Origin of the sequence: Chryseobacterium geocarposphaerae (genome assembly GCF_002797535.1) — a bacterium.
GTDB lineage: Bacteria > Bacteroidota > Bacteroidia > Flavobacteriales > Weeksellaceae > Chryseobacterium > Chryseobacterium geocarposphaerae.
In genome coordinates, this window is record NZ_PGFD01000001.1 from 649253 (window position 1) to 669028 (window position 19776).

Consider the following 19776-nt stretch of genomic DNA (forward strand, 5'->3'; position numbering starts at 1 on the left):
TTGATAAATCCGTTCGGGAAATTTGAAACTTTTATACAAAAATTCAGCGTAGTTTTGGTATATCAAACTAAAGAAATATATGACTGACCATTGATAAATTTATCCTTATTAAAAGGACTGAAATGGAGGGGAACCATTTACTGTAGCAGTCTTTTCATTTCTGTAACCCAATAAAAATCTTGATTATAGCAAGAGATTTTTATAGATTAGTTAAACACGAGACGGAATTATCCGTCTTTTTTATTGATTTAAGTTGTATATAAAAAGCTGTTTATTCGGAAAATCTATAAATCTGATCAGGAAATTTGAAATTATAGAAAGAAAATGACCGGTAATTTTGCTTAGTAAATAAAATAATAAAATAAAAATGAGTCCAACGCAAAGTATATAAAGGTCGGATTATTATATCGTAATTGATATTCATTCTGTCAGTTCTAAAATACTTTACGGGTATCAAGAAAATAAAGATTTCGCTTTATAATGGTACAGGTATGTTATATTCTGCTTTTAACGGATCTGATAAAAGGCAATATTTTTATTTAGGTACCGGGAATATACATTAAAGTTGCAAAGATGAAGTTTTTATCTTTTTATTAGTCGAGACGGGCTTGTCCCGTCTTTTGTTGTATGCTATTCATTTAAATATAATTATTAAGAAAGTAAAGTAGTGAACTGTATTGAAGATTCTAAACTTCTTATACTACTATGGGAAATAAAGAAAAGCCTTGCAGTGAAGTACATATACTTGCTGAACCGGATATTTCAGGGAAACCCTTGAGTCACCTGAACCAACCTTAAGAATTGATTTATCTTTATTATAGCAACAGAATACTAAGATTTCCTAGTATTCTGTCTTTTGTTATGATATTACTATGAGTGTTTACTCTTTGATAATCTTTTTGGAAACTGTGCCCTTATCTGTTTTTACTTCTACCATATAAATTCCTTTTGTATAAGATGAAACATCAACCGTTTCCTTATCATTACTGATGACTCCGCTTTGCAGCTTCTTGCCAGACAGATCATACACTGTAAAAGCTGATTTTCTCTGAGCTTTTAAGATATTAATGATGTCTTTAGTAAGTGTTGGAGCAATAGTGATTTCATGATCTGAGCTTGCGATATCTTTGGTCCCCAATACTTCGTTAAATCCGGTGACGATAATAGAGTAGTTTTGAGGTGCAGAAGTTCCTGAATTATTTACCAATGTCCCTTTATTGGTAACCTCTATTCTGTAACTCCTTCCTGCTACAGGAGCATCCAATACAACCTGTTCAACATTATCCACGGTGTTGTCTGCTTTAGTAGCCGGTGTCATCGGACTATTGGCATTAAGCCTCCATGGATAATAAACAGTATTGTCTGTTGTATCGATTATTCTTACATCAAGATCGTTAACAAGCCTGGATGTTCTATTGTTAAAAACATCAGATACAGACTGGAAATTGATATTATATTGAGGATCAATCCAGCTGATTGTTACCTTCAGAGGTTCTGAACCTGAAGCTTTAACCGTTGTAGAATTTTTTCCACCACTTGTTAACGTTTCATCTTTAAAGATCACTGTGTTATTAGATTTTCCAATAAGCAGTTCAGCGCCTTTTTTGGCATTGATAAAACCCCAGCCAAAATGAGGATCCGGCCCGAGATTGCCGGCTTCTGATGCAGAGTGAATAGTAAGTACTTTTGCTGAAGCAGCATTAAGTAATGCATTATTGAACAATTGCTTATGGATTTGGGTCCAGAGTCCGATAACACCTGTTACAATAGGTCCTGAAAAAGAGGTGCCGCTGCCTGCTGCCCAGGTCGAATTTCCGGCACTGTTAACGGTTGCGGCATAAAAAACGTTTGTTCCTACTGTAGAAATATCCGGCTTTATTCCTCCGTCATCTCTTGGTCCCGCACTGCTGTAGCTGGAATGAACGACATCAGCGGCGGTACTATAACGGTTGTTATTGCCTGTTATTATATTGGTGGCTCCAACTACGATGATGTTCTTTGCCAGGGAACCACTGCCAATGCAATCGTACCCTAAAGCACAATTGTTTTGGGGTAATGTATCTGTACTACTAAAAGAAACTGTTCCTGCTCCTGTTCTGTAATATTTGGGAGCTGTAGAGCCGGTTCCTCCGGGGCCTGATCCAAAAGAATTTCCTGCAGACTTTACAATGATATAAGCTGGATTATTATAAACAATCATATCATAGTTCCGATCATCGGTGTTGTACGTTCCCTGGTAATCATAGAATGTGTTGCCGGACTTAAAGCCGTTGTACAGAAAGTAATCCAGATTTCCGCTGGCATCATACTCTTCGATCCATCCGGTATCAATTCCATAAGAATGATTGGAAATATTGGGCTGGGCGATCAGTATTTTCTGAAATACCGTACTTGTTGTGCTATTCCCCGGTAAAGTGGTGGTGTCAAACATATAACTGTCTATTGTGGAATTGACGGCAACTCCTCTAGCGTTTCCTACCGGGACATTATTACTCGATAAAGTCACATCTCTTCCGCCGATAAAGCTACTCACTCCTGTGGCATGGTCGGAAAAACTTTCTGTAGATGCTTCTTTATTGGTAATTCTTCCGGATGCATTATTGAAAGATACGTGCGTGGAATACACCCGTCCTCCGTCAAATACGGTATATTTGATATTTTCACCATTGAAAGCTCCCGCTAATCCGGTAATGTTTCCTGCTGTATTCAACAGATCGGAATTGGCGTTAAGGAGCTGCCGGGTATCATGAGATTTCAGAAAGTAAGGGATTCCGAAATTGAATCCGGCTAGAGAGGCTCTTAGCTTTCCGATCTCTTTTTGCTCTTCAGGATTAATGCTTGTTCCATATACTCTTGAAATATAAGCGTCAAACTTTTCGTTATTTTCTTTGTTTTGCCTTGCAAATTCTTTTTTTAAAGCTTCATTATTCTGTGCACTGATTAAAGTAACAGCTAATGTGCTTATTAAAAGTAAATGTTTCTTCATAAACTTAGTTTTTTAGAGGGTTAGTATAATTATTAAATTCATTGTTTAATCAGTTCTCTGATAAATAGGGCTCCATTTTTAATTGTGACAATCATTTAATTTGAGGGGATGTTTTTTTAATGGAGCTTTTATTTGTTAAGGCTAAATTACAGGTCATTTTCTTTCTATAATTTCAAATTTCCTGATCAGATTTATTTATTTTCCGAATTAATCAATAATATTTTATTTCTGTAATTAATAATTAATTAAATATTGTATTTTGTTGTTTATGTGTATAGTAAAAGCCACCCAAATTGGATGGCTTTGATAAAATATACTTATGGCTAATCCCAGTAATCTTCCTCGTAGTCATAATAAAAATCTTCCGGATGGCGACTGATCGGGATATCTTTTATAATACGGATTTGGACTCTTCCAAGATCAATTCCGACTAAGAATGACGGAACTTCCGGTGAAAATCTCCATCTTCCGCGATCCTGGAATACATAGCCTCTGCGGTAAGGGTCATAAAAAGTATTGTAATCCCTGAAGTACACGTGATGGCGTGAATCATATCTGTGGACTTCTGCCCATCTTGGAAAACCGTGTTTATGGCCTTCTTTATAATATTCCTTTCTCTCTTTATAAGCCTCTTTGTAATACTTATCTCTTTCTTTATTACGTTCCTTATAATATTTATCCCTTTCCTTATCGGCCTCCTTACGGACTTTCCAATACCTTTTATCATCTTCATGTCGCTGGGCGTTGAAGGTGCCTGTTGTTGTCACAAATAATCCGATTGACATGGCCATTACTAAACTTACATTTCTCATCTTTAGATATATTATTTCATCTACAAAACAATTTTAAAACCAATTTATTTTGTGATGCCTGACATTTTAAAAGTAATAAACTTTAAAACAATTTAAAAAACACTTGAATACTGTAAGAAATTAAGCTTTTTATTGCTAGAAAACTTCTTGTAATATTTCAATATCTTATGGTTTGAGTCATAACATAATAAAGAAATGTATATATCCAAATATATATGATATTCAGATAATGTAAAATAATTATCTGAAAAACTTAAATACAATAGAGTAAATATCTGTAATTAGTAGTTGGTCGATAGACTATATATGTTTTTATCGTATTTTTGTGTGGTATTGATAAATCCTCTTTAAAGCACTTTCTTAATTTTTTATATCTAATGAGAAAATATTTCAGCTTATTTCTTTTTTTGATTTTTTTTTGTAATGCTTTTGCACAAAATATAAATTCAGCAGGATCATTATCCGAGGAAATGATTGATAAGAAGCTTCAATATCTTAAGAATGCTGATCCTTCAATAAGTTTAAAACGGCAAGAAGATATGTTACTTCAGTTAAAAGTGATATCTGAAAAATTATCTTATGAAAAAGGAATTTTCCTGAGTAGTGATTTCTTAATGACCGTGTACAATAAGCAGGATAGGAATAAAGAAATTATAGAGCTGGGAAATCAGTTGAAGAAAATAATTGATAATAAAAAAGAAGATCCTACTGGAGTTATATCGAGTATCTACCAAAAACAAGCACTTGCCTTAATGTATCTAGGACTTGATGATGAGAGCAAGAAAGATATTGAAATAGCCATTAGGTTTGCAAAAACAATAAAGAATCCAGACAGAAGGTATTTAAGAATGGCTCAGTCTTATATGGATATGCATTCTTATTATAATAATATGAACAATATAGATGAGAAAAAAATATATAAGGATTCAACTTTATATTATCTTAATCAATCTCTGGAAACAGCAGAAAAAATCAGAGATAACAATAAAGAAATTCCTAATAACCTTAAATATAAAGAGATTATTGACACCTATATTAGATTAGGTATATTTTATTTAGAATATTCTAATGAAAAAGGAAACTTGGCATTGGCAGAAAAAAACCTTTTGAAAGCCAAAAATCTTCAGGAGAGTAAAAAAGTTATATCTCCACGCGAAGAAACTACACTTCAAAATCAATTAAGCTGGCTTTATCTTGAAAAAAAAGAGTATCAAAAATCAATTGATTATGCAAATTATGCATTGCAATTAGAAAAAAAACAAAAGCGTCCTAGTTCTAGAGTAGAATCTTTTGAATTTTTGGCTACCTCCTATATGGAAATTGGTGAAAAAGAAAAATCAAAATTCTATATGCGAAAATACGCTAATCTTAAAGATAGTTTAAATATTGCTAATAGATCAAATGCCAATACCACCATGAAAAAAATGGTAAAAAAAGTAGAGGATGAAAATAAAGAAAGCGCAAAAAAGCAATGGATCATCACCGGAGTTTTAGCCTTGGTTGCAGGGCTTATTACTGCTATTCTGTGGAGAAAGAAAAATAATGCGCTTCGAAGAAAATATGAGCAGATTATGATAAACCTGAAAAATGAGAAGGACGTTTATATGAAAGAGGACAATGAAGGAATAGACTTGGACAATATAGAAGAATCCAACGACGACTTACAGGCTATTAGTAATAAAAATACTATTTCTGCTGATACAGAAGCTAGAATCCTGAAAAAATTAGCTGCCTTTGAAAAATCGGAGAAATATCTTAAAAAAGATCTTACCATCAGCTCATTGGCAGCCCAGTTAAACACCAATACAAAATATCTTTCTGAGGTTATTAAAAATAACACATCCCAGAACTTTAACCATTACATCAATAACTTAAGGATCAATTATATCGTTCATAAGCTGTATAATGAACCGAAATACAGGGAATACAAGATCAGCTATTTGGCGGAAGAATGCGGGTATGCCTCTTCACAGGTTTTTGTCATAGCTTTCAAAAAAATCAACGGATTAACACCTTCCTATTTTATACAGAATCTGAAAGAGGATAAGGTGAATATTCCGGTATAAGCCTGAACTGTAATTAATTAAACCGTTTTTTATAATCTTCTAGAATCAAATCTCATGAGAAAATATTTATGCTTCTTCCTTTTTCTCTTTTCCTCTTTTATGGTTTGGGCTCAAAATACCCCTGCCGAAGTTGCCATTAAAGATAAACTAGACAAATTTTCATTAACATCAAATATTGATCCTAAGCAAAAAGAAGCTCGATTACTTGAGCTAAAAGCAGAATCCGAAAAGCTGGGCTACGATCTTGGGATTCTGATTAGCGGCAATTACCTGATCAAACTATATGGAAGGCAATACCGATATAAGGAACAGCTTAGATTGGGAGATCAGCTGAAAAAAGTAGCCAAAAATAAAAAAGATACTTATGGATATATTTCTGGGATATACCAAAGTACTTCGCTTGCACTGGGATATTTAGGGCTGAATGATGCGAGCTTGAAAGATCTTAAAAAGGCAATCAGTTATGCAGAGACCATCGAAGATAGGGATACAAGGTTATATCAGCTATCTGTATGCTATGAGAATATGGCGTTAAATTATGAACTCAAGCGAGGTGGTGATATTAATTTGTTAAGGGATTCATTGCTATATACTTATAAGAAAAGTCTTGAAATGGCAAAACAGGTCAGTGATAACAGTGAGGCAATAAGAAAAAACGTGAAATATGATCATATTGCCTATACTTATATGCGTCTGGGAATGTTATATCTGGAACCTGAGGATACTAAAGAAAATTTAGAATCTGCGGAAAAATATCTTTTAGAAGGCTTAAAAATACATGAGAGTAAAAAATATGAGATTCCTGCAGACAATAGAATAATGATGCTGAACCAGGTAAGCTGGTTGTATCTGGAAAAAAAAGAATATCATAAATCTATTGATTACGCCGAACGTGCGCTGAAATTAGAAAATGTAAATAAAAATCCTGCTCACCGGGTAGAATCCTTTGAATTTCTTGCTGACTCCTATAGGGAAATAGGGGATAAGGAAAAATCAGGATTCTATATGGACAAATATACCTATCTTAAAGACAGTCTCTCTTTAGCGGAGAAAAAAGAAGCTGATATCACCATGAAAAAAATGGTAAAGGAGGTAAATGATGAAAACAAACAAAGCTCAAAGAAACAATGGATGATCACCGGAATTTTAGCGTTGATTGCCGGGCTTATTACTGCTATTCTGTGGAGAAAGAAAAATAAAGCACTTCGAAAAAAGTACGAAGAAATGTTGGTAAACCTGAAAAATGAGAAAAAGGATCAGGTTGAAGAAACAAGTGAAGAAACAGATCTGGACAATACAGGAGAAGAATCCAACGATGACTTGCAGTCTGTTATCGATAAGAATATACTTTCTCCTGATACGGAAGCAAAAATCCAGAAAAAATTAACAGCTTTTGAGAAATCGGAGAAATATCTTAAAAAAGATCTTACCATCAGCTCGTTGGCAGTTCAGTTAAACACCAATACCAAATATCTTTCGGAGGTTATTAAAAACAAAAAATTCCAGAATTTTAACCATTACATCAACAGTTTAAGAATTAATTATATTGTTCATAAGCTGTATAATGAACCCAAATACAGGGAATACAAGATCAGTTATCTCGCAGAGGAATGCGGGTTTGCCTCTCCACAGGTTTTTGTTATAGCTTTCAAAAAAATCAACGGGTTACCCCCTTCCTATTTTATACAGAATCTGAAAGAAGATAAGGTAAATATCCTGATATCTGAAGACAGTCTTTTATAAAAGCATAAAATAAATAATAAAAGCGAAGCCTAATTGGCTTCGTTTTTTATTTGATAGGATTATCTCACTACTTTGGTTTTGTAAGCACTGACACAGGCAAAAAAAATTATGGAATAGCGTCATGCACTTCATTCTTAAGCTGGTCTATAAAATGAGAGGGAGTCATGCCCATTTCTTTCTTAAAAGCGATCGCAAATACCTGTGGAGAGGCAAACCCGCATTCCTCAGCGAGATAACTGATTTTATAGCCCCTGTAAACTGGTATTTCAGTTAGTTTATTAATAATATACCGGATACGGAGCCCGTTGATATACCCGTTGAAGTTTTTACCCGTATGGTTTTTGATGACTTCCGAAAGGTATTTGGTATTCGTATTCAGGTGATTGGAGAGCCAGGTAAGATTGATGTCTTTCCTTAAGAACTTTTCAGATTTCTCGAATTTGTTGATTTTTTTTATAATAGCATTATAGGTTTCGGCAGAGATGGAATGAATCGTTCTCATGGGATTGCTGGAAAGGTCAGTAGTCTGGGAATCCTGTAAAGAAACATTCTTATCATCACTTTGTTTTTGAAACAGATGAGAAATGTATTTTATAATGATGGATGAACCTTTTTCCTTCACCCGATAGGCCAGAAGCAGTACAACAAATAATAACCCCATAGAGCACAGGCTAACCACTTTAGCCGTTATCTTAGGAGCATTATTAGAATCTCCGGTAATAAAAAAAGTTAAGGGAACTACTAGACTATTCTTTTCATGCGCTAAAAGATAGGGGGAAGAGCCAAGATTCTGGGCCTGTACCTGAAAAGAACACAGAAAAACTGTTAAACCTAACAGGAAGGCTATGCGGAGTAGCAAACGGCGATGTATTTTTCCTTTGATAAGAAAAAAATCCTTTAGATAAAACAGAAAATGACAGTACATAGTTCTTAGTGAATAGTGTTGGTGTAGAGCAAACGGAATAGATCAACTAATTTTGCAAGCCAAAAATAACACCCTCAATAGGTATTACGGAAAACCTACATGGAATTTATTCTGAGATAATTCCACGATTATTTTATGTAAAGAACTAAAAAACAGTATTCTTTATTTGTAAAATAGCCATTTACAATGAATTGTTGTCTACAGGATTTTCCACCATTGATTTCTGGGATTATTCCATACTTACTTTCGCTTTTCATACCTTAGAAATTATCTTTGATGGTTTTTAAAAGATGGGGATAGCAATGAAAAATCCCTTTATCAGGATATATACTCAAAAAGTGATGGGCTAATTTATAGGTAGACTAAACATGATTATAGAAAGATTTTATTTCTAATAAAAAATTGCAAAGCGATTTTTACTTCTCACATATGCAGACAATAGATTTCGGTATTATTTACTACATAACGGTTACGGGCCGCCATTCTTTCAGGTTAATGAGGTTAAGATTTTAATATTCAGATGGATATGATTTTTAAATAGAGGTTTTTTAATGAATGATTTCAGAAAAAATGGCATCATTTCTTTTTTTTCCGGCAAATATCCGTGTAATATTGCTTCACTTCATAAGGAGATATGTTCCCTTCTTACTTATGATGAAAAACTGTAAAACCACTTGTAATGAGAAAAAATGAGAACCCAAATTTCATCAATGTGAGGCCGGAAGGTATCCCGTGGAAATTGGGTTTCTTTTTTTTGTGGGGATTCCTTCTCTTTTCGAATCCATTGTTTGCATTTGTGGCAACAGATTCGGAGGCATTAGCCGATTCCATAAATGTCCAAAAAGAAGCTCAGCCAGAAGCTGTTCTGTATATTCAGAAAGGAGCTTTCGTATACGGAATGGAAAATATCACACAGACCATTACCGATTCTCCTGTTACGGAGAAAATCACTCCCAAAACATTCCCTAAAAAGAAAAAAACGGCAGTTAAAAAAAAGGAAGCCAGGCAAAAAGCAGAAACGAAACTTCCAAAGCCTGAAATCTCTGTAGTACTTTCCACTCATCCTTCGGAAGAATCTTTCAGCCTGGGCAAAAACACATCTGCAGTAGCAACAATTACGGTACATCAGACCTTAAAACTGGGCGTACAAACTCATGTTACAGACGTCTTGATTGTTCCGTTTTTAAATACAAATCCGCCCCATTCCTATATACCATCTTCCATAAAAGATATTTTTGAAGAGCGTATTCTTACCCGTCCTCCTCCTTATTTTAATTTTTAAGGTAAGAGAATTTACAAAATCATCAGCAGTACAGGAATCACATAAATAACAGTATGTAGTGGGTTAGTCTAAAACTTATCCTATCCATATTGTGTCACGCATAGAGAATTTACTGGCTGATATCCTTGTATAACTTATCTATTGTCATTTATCATAAAATTCTGAATATAAGTTCTGAACTATTATCTGTCTTATGTCTAGATGATTAACTATATAAAACACAACACAAATGCCTATTTTACACAAAATTAAAGCATATCTATACGATAACTTTCTTACTAAAGATAATCCCAACGATTTTATAGCCCGCACTGTGAGCGAGCGTTCACTCAATGTAAAACAAATCTGTGAAGCTGCAGTTAATCGTGGCGGGGCTGATGTAACTGCTGCAGCGATGGAGCATGCTACCGAGCTGTTCCTGAAAGAAATGGCGTACCAGCTTTGTGATGGGTATTCCATTAATACAGGGTATTTCACGGCAGGTACACTGATCCGTGGAGTATTTGACAGCCCTTCCGAGACCTTCAACAGTGATAAACATACCATTCTTTTTCAGTTTAATCAGGGGGAAAAGTTAAGAGCAGAAATTCCGAATATTGAAATCAATATTCTGGGAGTGGCAGACTCATCTTCTATCATTCTGCAGGTGACTGATGTTAAAAGCGGCACGGTGAACGATCTTCTGACACCGGGAAAAAACCTGAAAATCAGTGGAAACAAGATTAAAATAGCAGGAGAAAACCCGGCGAACGGGATATTCTTCGTGAATACCTCCACCAGCACTCGTACACAGGTAGAGATAAATGATATCGTTACCAATAATCCTTCCGAGCTTATTGTAGTAATCCCGGATCTTCAACCGGGTACTTATCAGTTGGAAGTCGTTACTCAGTATTCAGGGGGAAGTAATTTACTGAAAGAGCCTCGAACCACAGAGTTGAAAAAAGAGCTTACTGTAGAATAAATCTTCATCATCCAATATGCTGCATTCGCTCGATACAAGAACTTGCATCCGGGTTGTACTAGAGGGGCCACTCGGGCGATACTAAGGGCTAAAGCAGGACGGTTTTAATAAATATAATAATAAACCATGTCATTGGAACCATATCATCCCGAGGAACCGAGGGATCTGTTGAAAGATATTTCGACAAGCTCAATATGACAGAGGTATCCATCTCAGAAAGGAAATTTCTTAAAGAGAGACCCTGTCATCCCGAGGAACCGAGGGATCTCATGATGGAAAGATGCTTCCTTCGTCAGCATGACAAAGCGATAATAAGGTAACCCCCTGTCATCCTGAGCGTACAGCGTAGCGGAACAGCCGAAGGATCTATAAAAAAGAAAACCATGTATAAAACCAAAGGAACACATAACTACTATATCTACATCCTTACCAACAAAAACAAAACGGTTTTATACATAGGTGTTACCAACAGCTTGAAAGAAAGGTTATACTGGCACCAAAACCCAGATCCGGTTACCCGGCATTTCACGCACAAGTATAGCTGCTGTCATCTGATCTACTATGAAGATTTTAAAGATATAGATGAAGCTATCAAGAGAGAAAAGCAGCTGAAAGGATGGAGAAGAGAAAAGAAAGAAATACTAATCAATGAATTTAATCCTGAATGGAAATTTTTAAATAATGAAATATGAGAATTAACAAGGTAAAAAAAGGTCTTCAATGGTTCAATAAAATAAGAGAATCTCCGGCATAATGGGTTGCCATCCATAAGCTACTTTCATCTGAGGAAAAGAACTCTTTTAAAGAGCACTCTGTCATCCCGAGGAACTGAGGGATCTCATGAGAAAGATATTTCGACAAGCTCAATATGACAGTCGTGTCACCCTAGGTAAGGAACTCTTTCAAAGGACACTCTGTCATCCCGAGGAACCGAGGGATCTCATAACGAAAAGATGCTTCCTTCGTCAGCATGACAAGACGGTCAATAGCAAACCCTGTCATCTCTAAGCGTGCAGCGCAGCGACACAGCCGAAGAATCTGTTGATGAAGAAAAAGATATTTCGGCAAGCTCAATATGACAAGCGTGATCCCGGTAAAAGAATTCTCTTTAAGAGATATTCTGTCATCCCGAGGAATCGAGGGATCTCATGATGAAAAGATGCTTCCTTCGTCAGCATGACAAAGCGGTAATAAACAACCCCCTGTCATCCTGAGCGTGCAGCACAGCGGAACAGCCGAAGGATCTGTTGATGAAAGGAAAAGATATTTCGGCAAGCTCAATATGACAGTCGTGTCATCCCGAGGAATCGAGGGATCTGTCTATAGAAAAAACAACATTAAAATTAATAATCAAAAGTATGAAGAAACAAAACCTCTTTTTAATCGTATTGCTCTTTTTGGGGAATATGATTATTTACGCACAATGTAGCGTAAATGCAGGGGGAAATGCCACAATATGTGGTACTTCCTACACCTTACAGGGAACCTCGTCGGGCAGTACGAGCGGAACACCGGTCTGGACACTCGTCTCCAAGCCTTCGGGGGCACCCGATCCGGTGTTCAGTAATGTAAACTCCCTTACGCCCAATGTAACAGGAATGACATTCCCCGGAAATTATGTATTTCAGGTGGCGCAGAACTGTAGTCCTTCCGGTACGGTAACTTCACAGGTGACCATTACGGCGCCGGGAGATGTATCTACCTTTACCGCAGGGCCGGATATTACCGGAATACCCGCAACTACGGGGGTAGCTACACTTAATGCTACCATTCCGGCAGGATACACCGCTTCATGGACGTATTATAACATTTTCAGTTATGAATTCAACGGTAATGTTAATACAAACAATGCTATCATGAGCAACACAACAACAGCAACTCCAACATTAACGCTTACCAATAAGTCTGATCATACCATCGACCCTGCGTACCGTGCTGTTTTAAGAATCACTTCGATTAATAACTCTTCATGTTGGTATGAGGATGATGCGATCGTCAGATTCACTCCCAATCCGGATATGGTATTTCCGACTACTTATAATCAGTGTATAGCACCAGGTACTACGGGCGCTTCGTTTTATTATGATGCCAGCTCAACTTCACCCAAATTTTCAACATCAACTACTAACTCGTCGGGAAATACTTCTTTTGGAACAACAGTTACCATGGCTGTGGTAAGTCAGCCAGCTGGAGGAAATATTCAATATTCCCGTATGGAGAACGGTAGACTTTATTTCTCGGGAATTACAGCTACGGGATCTTATGTATTTGATCTTACCATTTCAAACTCCATAGGCAGTTTTACAAAAAGACTTACTTATAACTTTAACGGTTATCAGCCTAATGCCATAACTTTCGTAGACCCTGCATATCCTAACCAGACAGAACTCTACAGTGCCGGTAGTTCGGGAGGTGTGGTATTTTGTAACATGGCAGGATCTACGAGTCCTATTACTTTTTACTATAAACTCAACTCTGCAGATCCACCTACACTTACAGATGTTGTAGCGTCTTCCGGAACAATACCTGCAGGAGGTGCACCATCAATTGTACAAGGTGGAGCGGGTACTGCAAATAGAAGTGTAACCCTTACACCACCGTCGGGAGGATGGAGAGTAGGAACCTATAGATTTAGTATTACTCTTTCTGCGGCCGGAGGCTGTACAAGACAGCATCTTTTTTATGTTCATATTTCAGATAATGCCCGTCCTGCAGTAAATGTAGACAATATTACAGTATGCTATCCGGGTTCAGGTGTAGTATCAGCAACTGTACCATTACCAGCAGCTTATATAGCTCCAACGTCTAACCCAAGTTATCTTCAGGGGTATGGAGGGCGTTATGATTTCACTGTAGTGTCTACGCCAGCAGGGGCTGCTGCACCAACTTTTGAGGCTACCTCTTTCAGAACACTTACCAGCACATCTACTGTGATAAGTAACCTAAACAAAGAGGGAGAATATGTCTTCAAAATAAAGGCCATAGGTAATGGTTCCGGAAAAATTTTGACCGATGAATATGCATGTTCAGGAACTTCGTTAGAAGATACATTCTCCGTATTTGTATCAGCACAAGTGGGAGCCAATGCCGGATCTGCACAAACTTTGGTGGGAACAACCCAGACTACTTTTAATGGAAACAATCCGGGAGTTGCTACGGGGACATGGACACTGCTGACCAAACCTGCAGGTGCTACCGATCCGGTAATTGCAACGCCATCGGCCTACAATACCAATGTTACGGGCTTTAATACTCCGGGAACCTATACCTTCAGATGGACCGTGACTACAGGTACTTGTAACAGTACAAGTGATTTGACAGTGAATGTCATGACTGCCGCCGCAGGTGGTGTAGCTGGAGCAGATTTCTGGGTGAAATCAGATGATGCGGGAACTATTGCTACAGCATGGAAAGACCAGTCTGTGAATGCAGATGATATCCCCAATGTAGGAGGGATTACCCTTTCTCCTGCTGATAGAGCGCATAACTTCCATCCCTATACGACCGGATATTCTGCTTCAAAATACTTTTATAATACAAATAGTGACCTAAATTCAACTAATAACTATTTGGATCCGTCAATGAGAAGCTCGGTTTCTGTATTCTCGGCAGTTAGACCGACATCTGCGAATGGAACAGGTCGTATTACAGGAATTGATGACGATGCGAATGCCTCTGAACCAGGGATTTCTATTAATTCAGGAAACCCTCACATATACAAGTATTTTGGAAATGGTGGACCCCAGGCAAACAGTAATACGATGAGTGCTGCTAATGCGTTTACGGTAAATAAAACTTCAGTATTTTCTGCAATTCAGGATCAGGCACTTAACTCAGGAGCAGGAGAAAGACGACTTGGGTTAGACGGAATCTATGAAACCTTTAATTTGGGTACTACAACAAATACTTTTAATGTACTTGGAAAACACCTAAAAATAGGGTATGCTGGTTGGGATTCTCCAGGTGCTTTTCCTGGTGACATTATGGAAGTTTTATGGTTCAAAAGAGCACTTACAACTAATGAGCAATCGAGGGTTAATTCTTACCTTGCTGTAAAGAACGGTACTACCTTAAACGAAAATTATCTTTCTACAGCCAGCAACGTAGTTTGGGACATAACTAATAATACCGGTTATAATAATAATATCTTTGGTATTGCAAGAGATAATATTACAGCGTTGCATCAAAAGCAATCAGGAAGTGTGAATGATGCACAAAAACTTGTGATCTCTACAACTGGATTTGCTGATAGCAATGCTGCTAACAGTGCAGGATTGGCCAATGACCTGCAATACCTGATGGCAGGAGATAATGGTTTAAAGCAAAGCTTAACAATACCATTGGCTTACGCGGCAGGTTCTAATGGGACAACTAACTACCGTTTTGAATCGATCTGGAAAGCACAGAATACAGGAAATGTAGGAACCGTAACTGTGGCATGGCCTAAAGGCGTGAAAAATCTGTACCTGGTACAATCTCCGGATGCGGCTTTTGACGGAACAGATACCTTTACTCCAATGGTTACGGAAGTTACTGTAAACGGAGTGGTATACAATACAGCTAATGTAACATTATCAAACGGGCAGTATTTTACTTTTGCAGGGTATATGTATGCTCCGGGAGGAGTATTTTCAGCAGCTTGGTATAGAGCTGATGCAGCCAATACTTTGTTTTCGGATGCTGGTACTACCAATGCAACAGATGCTTCAACAGTACAACAGTGGAATGAGTTCAATGGTAAACCATTCCCATTATCTCAGGCTACAGTAACCCTAAGACCTGAGTTTTCAAATGCTACAACATTAGTAAACTTCAACCCTACTGTAAATTATACAACAGCTAATAAATGGTTGCAGTATGACGGAAATACACTGGGAAATATCATAGATAGAAGTACAGGAACATTATTTTCTGCAGGGAGTACAACAGGTACCACAGCCTTTTTTGGCTTTGGAGTGTCGGGAGCAACAAATACAATGGATGACCCGGGATTATATAATTTTACCGGGAACAAATTTTTATTCTATCCGATACTTGGAGAATATGACCCTGTTAGTACCTACACGATTAACGGCCCATATATTGGAGGAGGTACCTGGCAAAATGGCGCAGGTGTTGGCGGAAACAATGCGGTTGATATTACCTTAAACGGTTTCCATCAGACGTACAACACGAATATTTCAAATGTAAACATAGCAGCTAACCGAAATGCATTGATGGCAGGAGGAGCAGAAACATCAGTAGCCTTCCAGCAAAATGAAATGATCGTATTTCCAACCAAACTTACCGATGTAGAAGTAAATAAAGTAGAATCTTATCTTGCTGTGAAATATGGTCAAACTCTCAGCAAGGAACAGAACAGAAATTACTTGAACTCTACAGGCGCAGTGGTTTGGGATGGATCTGTCATCGATTACTATAATAATGTTTTCGGAATAGCAAGAGATGATATTTCAGCATTACACCAAAAACAATCCCGAAGTATAAATGATGGGCAAAAGCTTATTATAGGTGCGGGAAGCTCATTGACTAATACCAATGCGGCCAATACCAACAGCCTTGCAGAAGGACAATTCCTGATGACGGGGGATAACGGTCTTTTCCAAGGGCTAAAAACGCCGTTGGCTTACACTGCAGGTTCTAATGGAGCAACGAATTACCGTTTTGAATCGATCTGGAAAGTACAGAATACAGGAAGTGTAGGCTCCGTAACGGTGGCATGGCCTAAAGGCGTGAAGAATCTGTATCTGGTACAATCTCCGGATGCTGTTTTCGACGGAACAGATACTTTTACTCCTATGATTACAGAGGTTACTGTAAATGGAGTAGTATATAACACCGCAAACGTTACGCTGGGGAATGGACAATTCTTCACCTTTGCAGGTTTCGGAAATGCTCCTGGAGGAGTTGCCAACGGATTATCTTACTGGTACAGAGCTGATAAAAATGTGGCCAACACAGGTGCTGCAACAGACGTTACCGGATGGACAGATGTTTGGAACGGAACTACAGTAGCGCAGTTAGGAACAAATACCTTACCGAAATATGTATTGGGAGCATCCAATTATTTCAACTTTAACCCGGGAATTAATTTTACAGCAAATACACAGACATTAGGAAATAACACCGTACGTACATTGACGAGTTTAAATTATGACGTATTTACTTTCACTAAAGAAGGCTTAACTGGATCAGGGTTTCCAAGATTATTTAGTACCGGGATGGACAATACCACAACCAATGATCAAAACTGGGATGGGTTTGGTATTTGGCCGGCAAGCACTAACCTTGAAAGAAGACCTTATGGTGGGGGGACACAATACCCGGCGGTAGCTCCCGCTTTCAGTGCAACTATACCAAGCATTATGTATTTTAGAAATACAAATACAGCTACCAGCAAAGGCTTGAATGGTGCTGCTATGGCGACAGCGACTAATTTTAATGCTGTAGGAAATATGTTTGGCGGACATATTTTTGGAGACACACGTTTTTCATCAAATGGAAGTGATAATTCAGGATTTACGGGACATATAGGAGAAACTATCGTTTACGGAGCGGGTACCCTGTCTGATATAGAACGGAGAAGAGTTGATTCCTATCTTGCCATTAAGTATGGTATTACCTTAGGACAGGTAAATACAGACCATTACCTGGATACTGACGGAAATATTGTATGGAACGGAACAACCAATACAACATACAATAATAATATTTTCGGGGTAGGAAGAGATGATATTGAGATTCTGGAACAGAAAGTTTCAAAAAGTGTTAATGCAGGAACCATTCTTACGGTGGCAACAACCAATGATTTCATCAATCCAAATCAGGATGCGGCACGTACAGGATTTACCAATGATAAGACGTATTTGGTATTAGGAGATAATAACAATACGAATCTTGCAGTAAACAGCATTACGGTAAATGGCTATACAGGAGCATCACGTATCCAGAGACAATGGCTGGCACAGCCTACCAATGCTGTTGGTACAGTAAACTTCGGGGTAGACCTTAGTTCTTACGGGGCAGGTTTTGGAAGTGGTGATCACGTAAAAATGATAGTGGCAGATGATGCTGCATTTACAGCTAATGTAGTGTATGTGAGTGGAGCCTACGATGCCACCAGTGGAAAATGGGTACATCCTTATAGTTTCGCAGCGGGGCAAAATAAGTATATTACTTATGTAACAGTAGACGAGACATCTTGTACAACAGGCTGTAATGACAACGCCTACCTGACTGCTAGTGACCCGAATACCATAGAGTATGATAACATTGTTGCATCTGAAGTAGCTACTATAGCAAAACAAAAAGATGGTTCGTTTTACATTTGGGGATATGGAGTTTCACCTAATGTATCTGCTTCAAACTCTAATGTCGTTTTAAATCTTCTTACTCCAACGAAAATTGACCCTGCTACATCACTTTCAGGTTCAGGTTCAGGTTTCAACTATACCGGTACGCCGTTAAGAGTAACAACAAACGGTGGTAATACTAGTGGTGTTGATGCTTTGGTTATGTTGACTACTGATGGGCTTTATACTTGGGGACACGCTATTCTTCCTTTGAATTTAAGAAGCACGGGGGACTTAAGGTTTGGTAAGCAATCGGTTAACGGAAAGGCAGATGGTCTGCCACCGGGAGTTAGCCCGACTAATGTAAAAATGATGGTTGCTAATCAAGGTTCATTAACTATTACAACCTGTAGCGGTGCAGTATGGAACTACAATTCAGGTTATTACGGAGATAATGCTCCTGTCAGTACGGCTAATAGTACAAGATGGCACCGTGTGATGAAATCGGCTACCCAAACGCTGGACAATGTAGTTGCTGTGCGTGGTATCTGGAATACTAAATTTGCTTTGACTTCTGATGGAAAGCTATATACCTGGGGTGCCAGTACTTTTCATGGTGATGGTACTAATGTTATAGTATCTAATTATGCAACAGAAGTTATTGTTCCAACAGGAATAACCCCAAAAATGATAGGGATGACTGAGGGAGTGAATGAAGGAGAAAGTTCTTATTATCTTTTATCTACTACCGGTAAGCTCTTTGCTATGGGGTATAATGGCCAAAAACAGTTGGGTGACGGTACTTCTACCGATCGTACGAGCTGGGTGGAAATAACAGCTACCGATACGGATGCTAATAGTGTTACTCATTCTTTGGGTGGCAATATCGCCTGGATCTCTCCGGCCGAACACACTAATGATTATCCATCTATAAATGTATTGACTACTGATGGAAAACAATGGGGATGGGGATACAATCTTCGTCAGCAATTAGGCGGGGTTAGTAATACTAGTGGTATTGTCCCAAGATATATGCCTGGTAACGGGACCTCTGCAAACCAACTTTCCCTAAATGATAAGGTAATCGCTGTAGAAGACGGAGGTTATCATATCATCAACTTTAAAGAGGGTTCCACAGAATATGGTTTTATTGGATTGAAAACAAATGGATCTATGGGAGACGGTTCTTCTACTGGGGCTACTTTGAATACATATACTTATGTATCGCCTCTTGATCTATGTGGGATAGCAGTTTCAGGCCTTTGCTACAAACCGGGTATCTTAACAGGGACTGCGTTAGATACTAAAATGGGTATTACCGCTCTTAACAGAGCAGGAACCAACTCTGATAACTGGCCAATGGTAAGAAAAGGAGGCTGGCTGGCATTGGAATCTAAAACCAAAGCTTTTGTACCGAACAGGGTAGCGTTCTCAGCAGGTAATCCTGTAGGAATTGCACCGGCCAACTTTGTAGAAGGAATGATGGTATATGATACCACCAACAAATGTATGAAGATGTATACCTCTACGGATAACGGGGCTACATTTGGCTGGTATTGTATATCTACACAAACCTGCCCGGATTAAAGCAGAATGATAACGGTTAATAGCCGTAAACCAAACCTCATAGGTTTCAAAAACCTATGAGGTTTTAAAAAAACAAATTGTCTGTAGTCTGTCATCCCGAGGAATCGCGGAATCTCATA

At 37.9% G+C, this 19776-nt stretch carries 9 protein-coding genes; 6 read left to right on the forward strand and 3 right to left on the reverse strand.

Going from position 1 to position 19776, the window contains the following annotated elements:
- Positions 1-880: 880 nt before the first annotated feature.
- Together CLV73_RS02805 and CLV73_RS02810 are read right to left on the reverse strand one after the other, a co-directional pair.
- Positions 881-2986, reverse strand: a complete 2106-nt coding sequence (locus CLV73_RS02805; RefSeq protein ID WP_100375362.1) for a S8 family peptidase — start codon at positions 2984-2986, stop codon at positions 881-883.
- A 323-nt stretch (positions 2987-3309) separates the two neighbouring features.
- A complete protein-coding gene (locus tag CLV73_RS02810; protein WP_100375363.1) occupies positions 3310-3798 on the reverse strand; it encodes a hypothetical protein in 489 nt (162 codons plus the stop codon).
- 539 nt (positions 3799-4337) lie between these two features.
- Here CLV73_RS02810 and CLV73_RS19080 point away from each other — a divergent pair.
- The gene (locus CLV73_RS19080; RefSeq protein WP_228424189.1) at positions 4338-5864 is read left to right on the forward strand and encodes a helix-turn-helix domain-containing protein; all 1527 of its coding nucleotides are present in this window, start codon (positions 4338-4340) and stop codon (positions 5862-5864) included.
- Between the two features lie 54 nt (positions 5865-5918).
- Positions 5919-7607 (forward strand): AraC family transcriptional regulator, encoded by a 1689-nt coding sequence (locus tag CLV73_RS02820; protein ID WP_100375364.1) that lies wholly within the window; start codon positions 5919-5921, stop codon positions 7605-7607.
- A 106-nt stretch (positions 7608-7713) separates the two neighbouring features.
- On the opposite strand, the gene CLV73_RS19085 is transcribed toward CLV73_RS02820, so the two are convergent.
- Entirely contained in the window at positions 7714-8466 is a 753-nt protein-coding gene (locus CLV73_RS19085; RefSeq protein WP_228424191.1) for a helix-turn-helix domain-containing protein, read from the reverse strand.
- 745 nt (positions 8467-9211) lie between these two features.
- On the opposite strand from CLV73_RS19085, the gene CLV73_RS02830 reads away from it, so the two are divergent.
- From CLV73_RS02830 to CLV73_RS02845, 4 genes are all read left to right on the forward strand, one after another.
- On the forward strand, positions 9212-9814 hold the full coding sequence (locus tag CLV73_RS02830) for a hypothetical protein (protein ID WP_100375365.1): 603 nt from the start codon (positions 9212-9214) through the stop codon (positions 9812-9814).
- Positions 9815-10043: 229 nt separating this feature from the next.
- Positions 10044-10778, forward strand: a complete 735-nt coding sequence (locus CLV73_RS02835) for a DNA-binding domain-containing protein (protein WP_100375366.1) — start codon at positions 10044-10046, stop codon at positions 10776-10778.
- A gap of 383 nt (positions 10779-11161) precedes the next feature.
- Positions 11162-11470 carry a GIY-YIG nuclease family protein gene (locus CLV73_RS02840; RefSeq protein WP_100375367.1) on the forward strand — a complete coding sequence of 103 codons (309 nt, stop codon included), beginning with the start codon at positions 11162-11164 and terminating at the stop codon, positions 11468-11470.
- A gap of 666 nt (positions 11471-12136) precedes the next feature.
- Entirely contained in the window at positions 12137-19657 is a 7521-nt protein-coding gene (locus CLV73_RS02845) for an RCC1 domain-containing protein (RefSeq protein WP_157798709.1), read from the forward strand.
- The last annotated feature ends 119 nt before the right edge of the window (positions 19658-19776 follow it).

Coding starts and splice junctions, on each gene's coding strand:
- CLV73_RS02830 (WP_100375365.1), top strand. CDS start 9,212: ATGAGAAAAAATGAGAACCCAAATTTCATCAATGTGAGGCCGGAAGGT.
- CLV73_RS02810 (WP_100375363.1), bottom strand. CDS start 3,798: ATGAGAAATGTAAGTTTAGTAATGGCCATGTCAATCGGATTATTTGTG.
- CLV73_RS02820 (WP_100375364.1), top strand. CDS start 5,919: ATGAGAAAATATTTATGCTTCTTCCTTTTTCTCTTTTCCTCTTTTATG.
- CLV73_RS02805 (WP_100375362.1), bottom strand. CDS start 2,986: ATGAAGAAACATTTACTTTTAATAAGCACATTAGCTGTTACTTTAATC.
- CLV73_RS19080 (WP_228424189.1), top strand. CDS start 4,338: ATGTTACTTCAGTTAAAAGTGATATCTGAAAAATTATCTTATGAAAAA.
- CLV73_RS02845 (WP_157798709.1), top strand. CDS start 12,137: ATGAAGAAACAAAACCTCTTTTTAATCGTATTGCTCTTTTTGGGGAAT.
- CLV73_RS02840 (WP_100375367.1), top strand. CDS start 11,162: ATGTATAAAACCAAAGGAACACATAACTACTATATCTACATCCTTACC.
- CLV73_RS02835 (WP_100375366.1), top strand. CDS start 10,044: ATGCCTATTTTACACAAAATTAAAGCATATCTATACGATAACTTTCTT.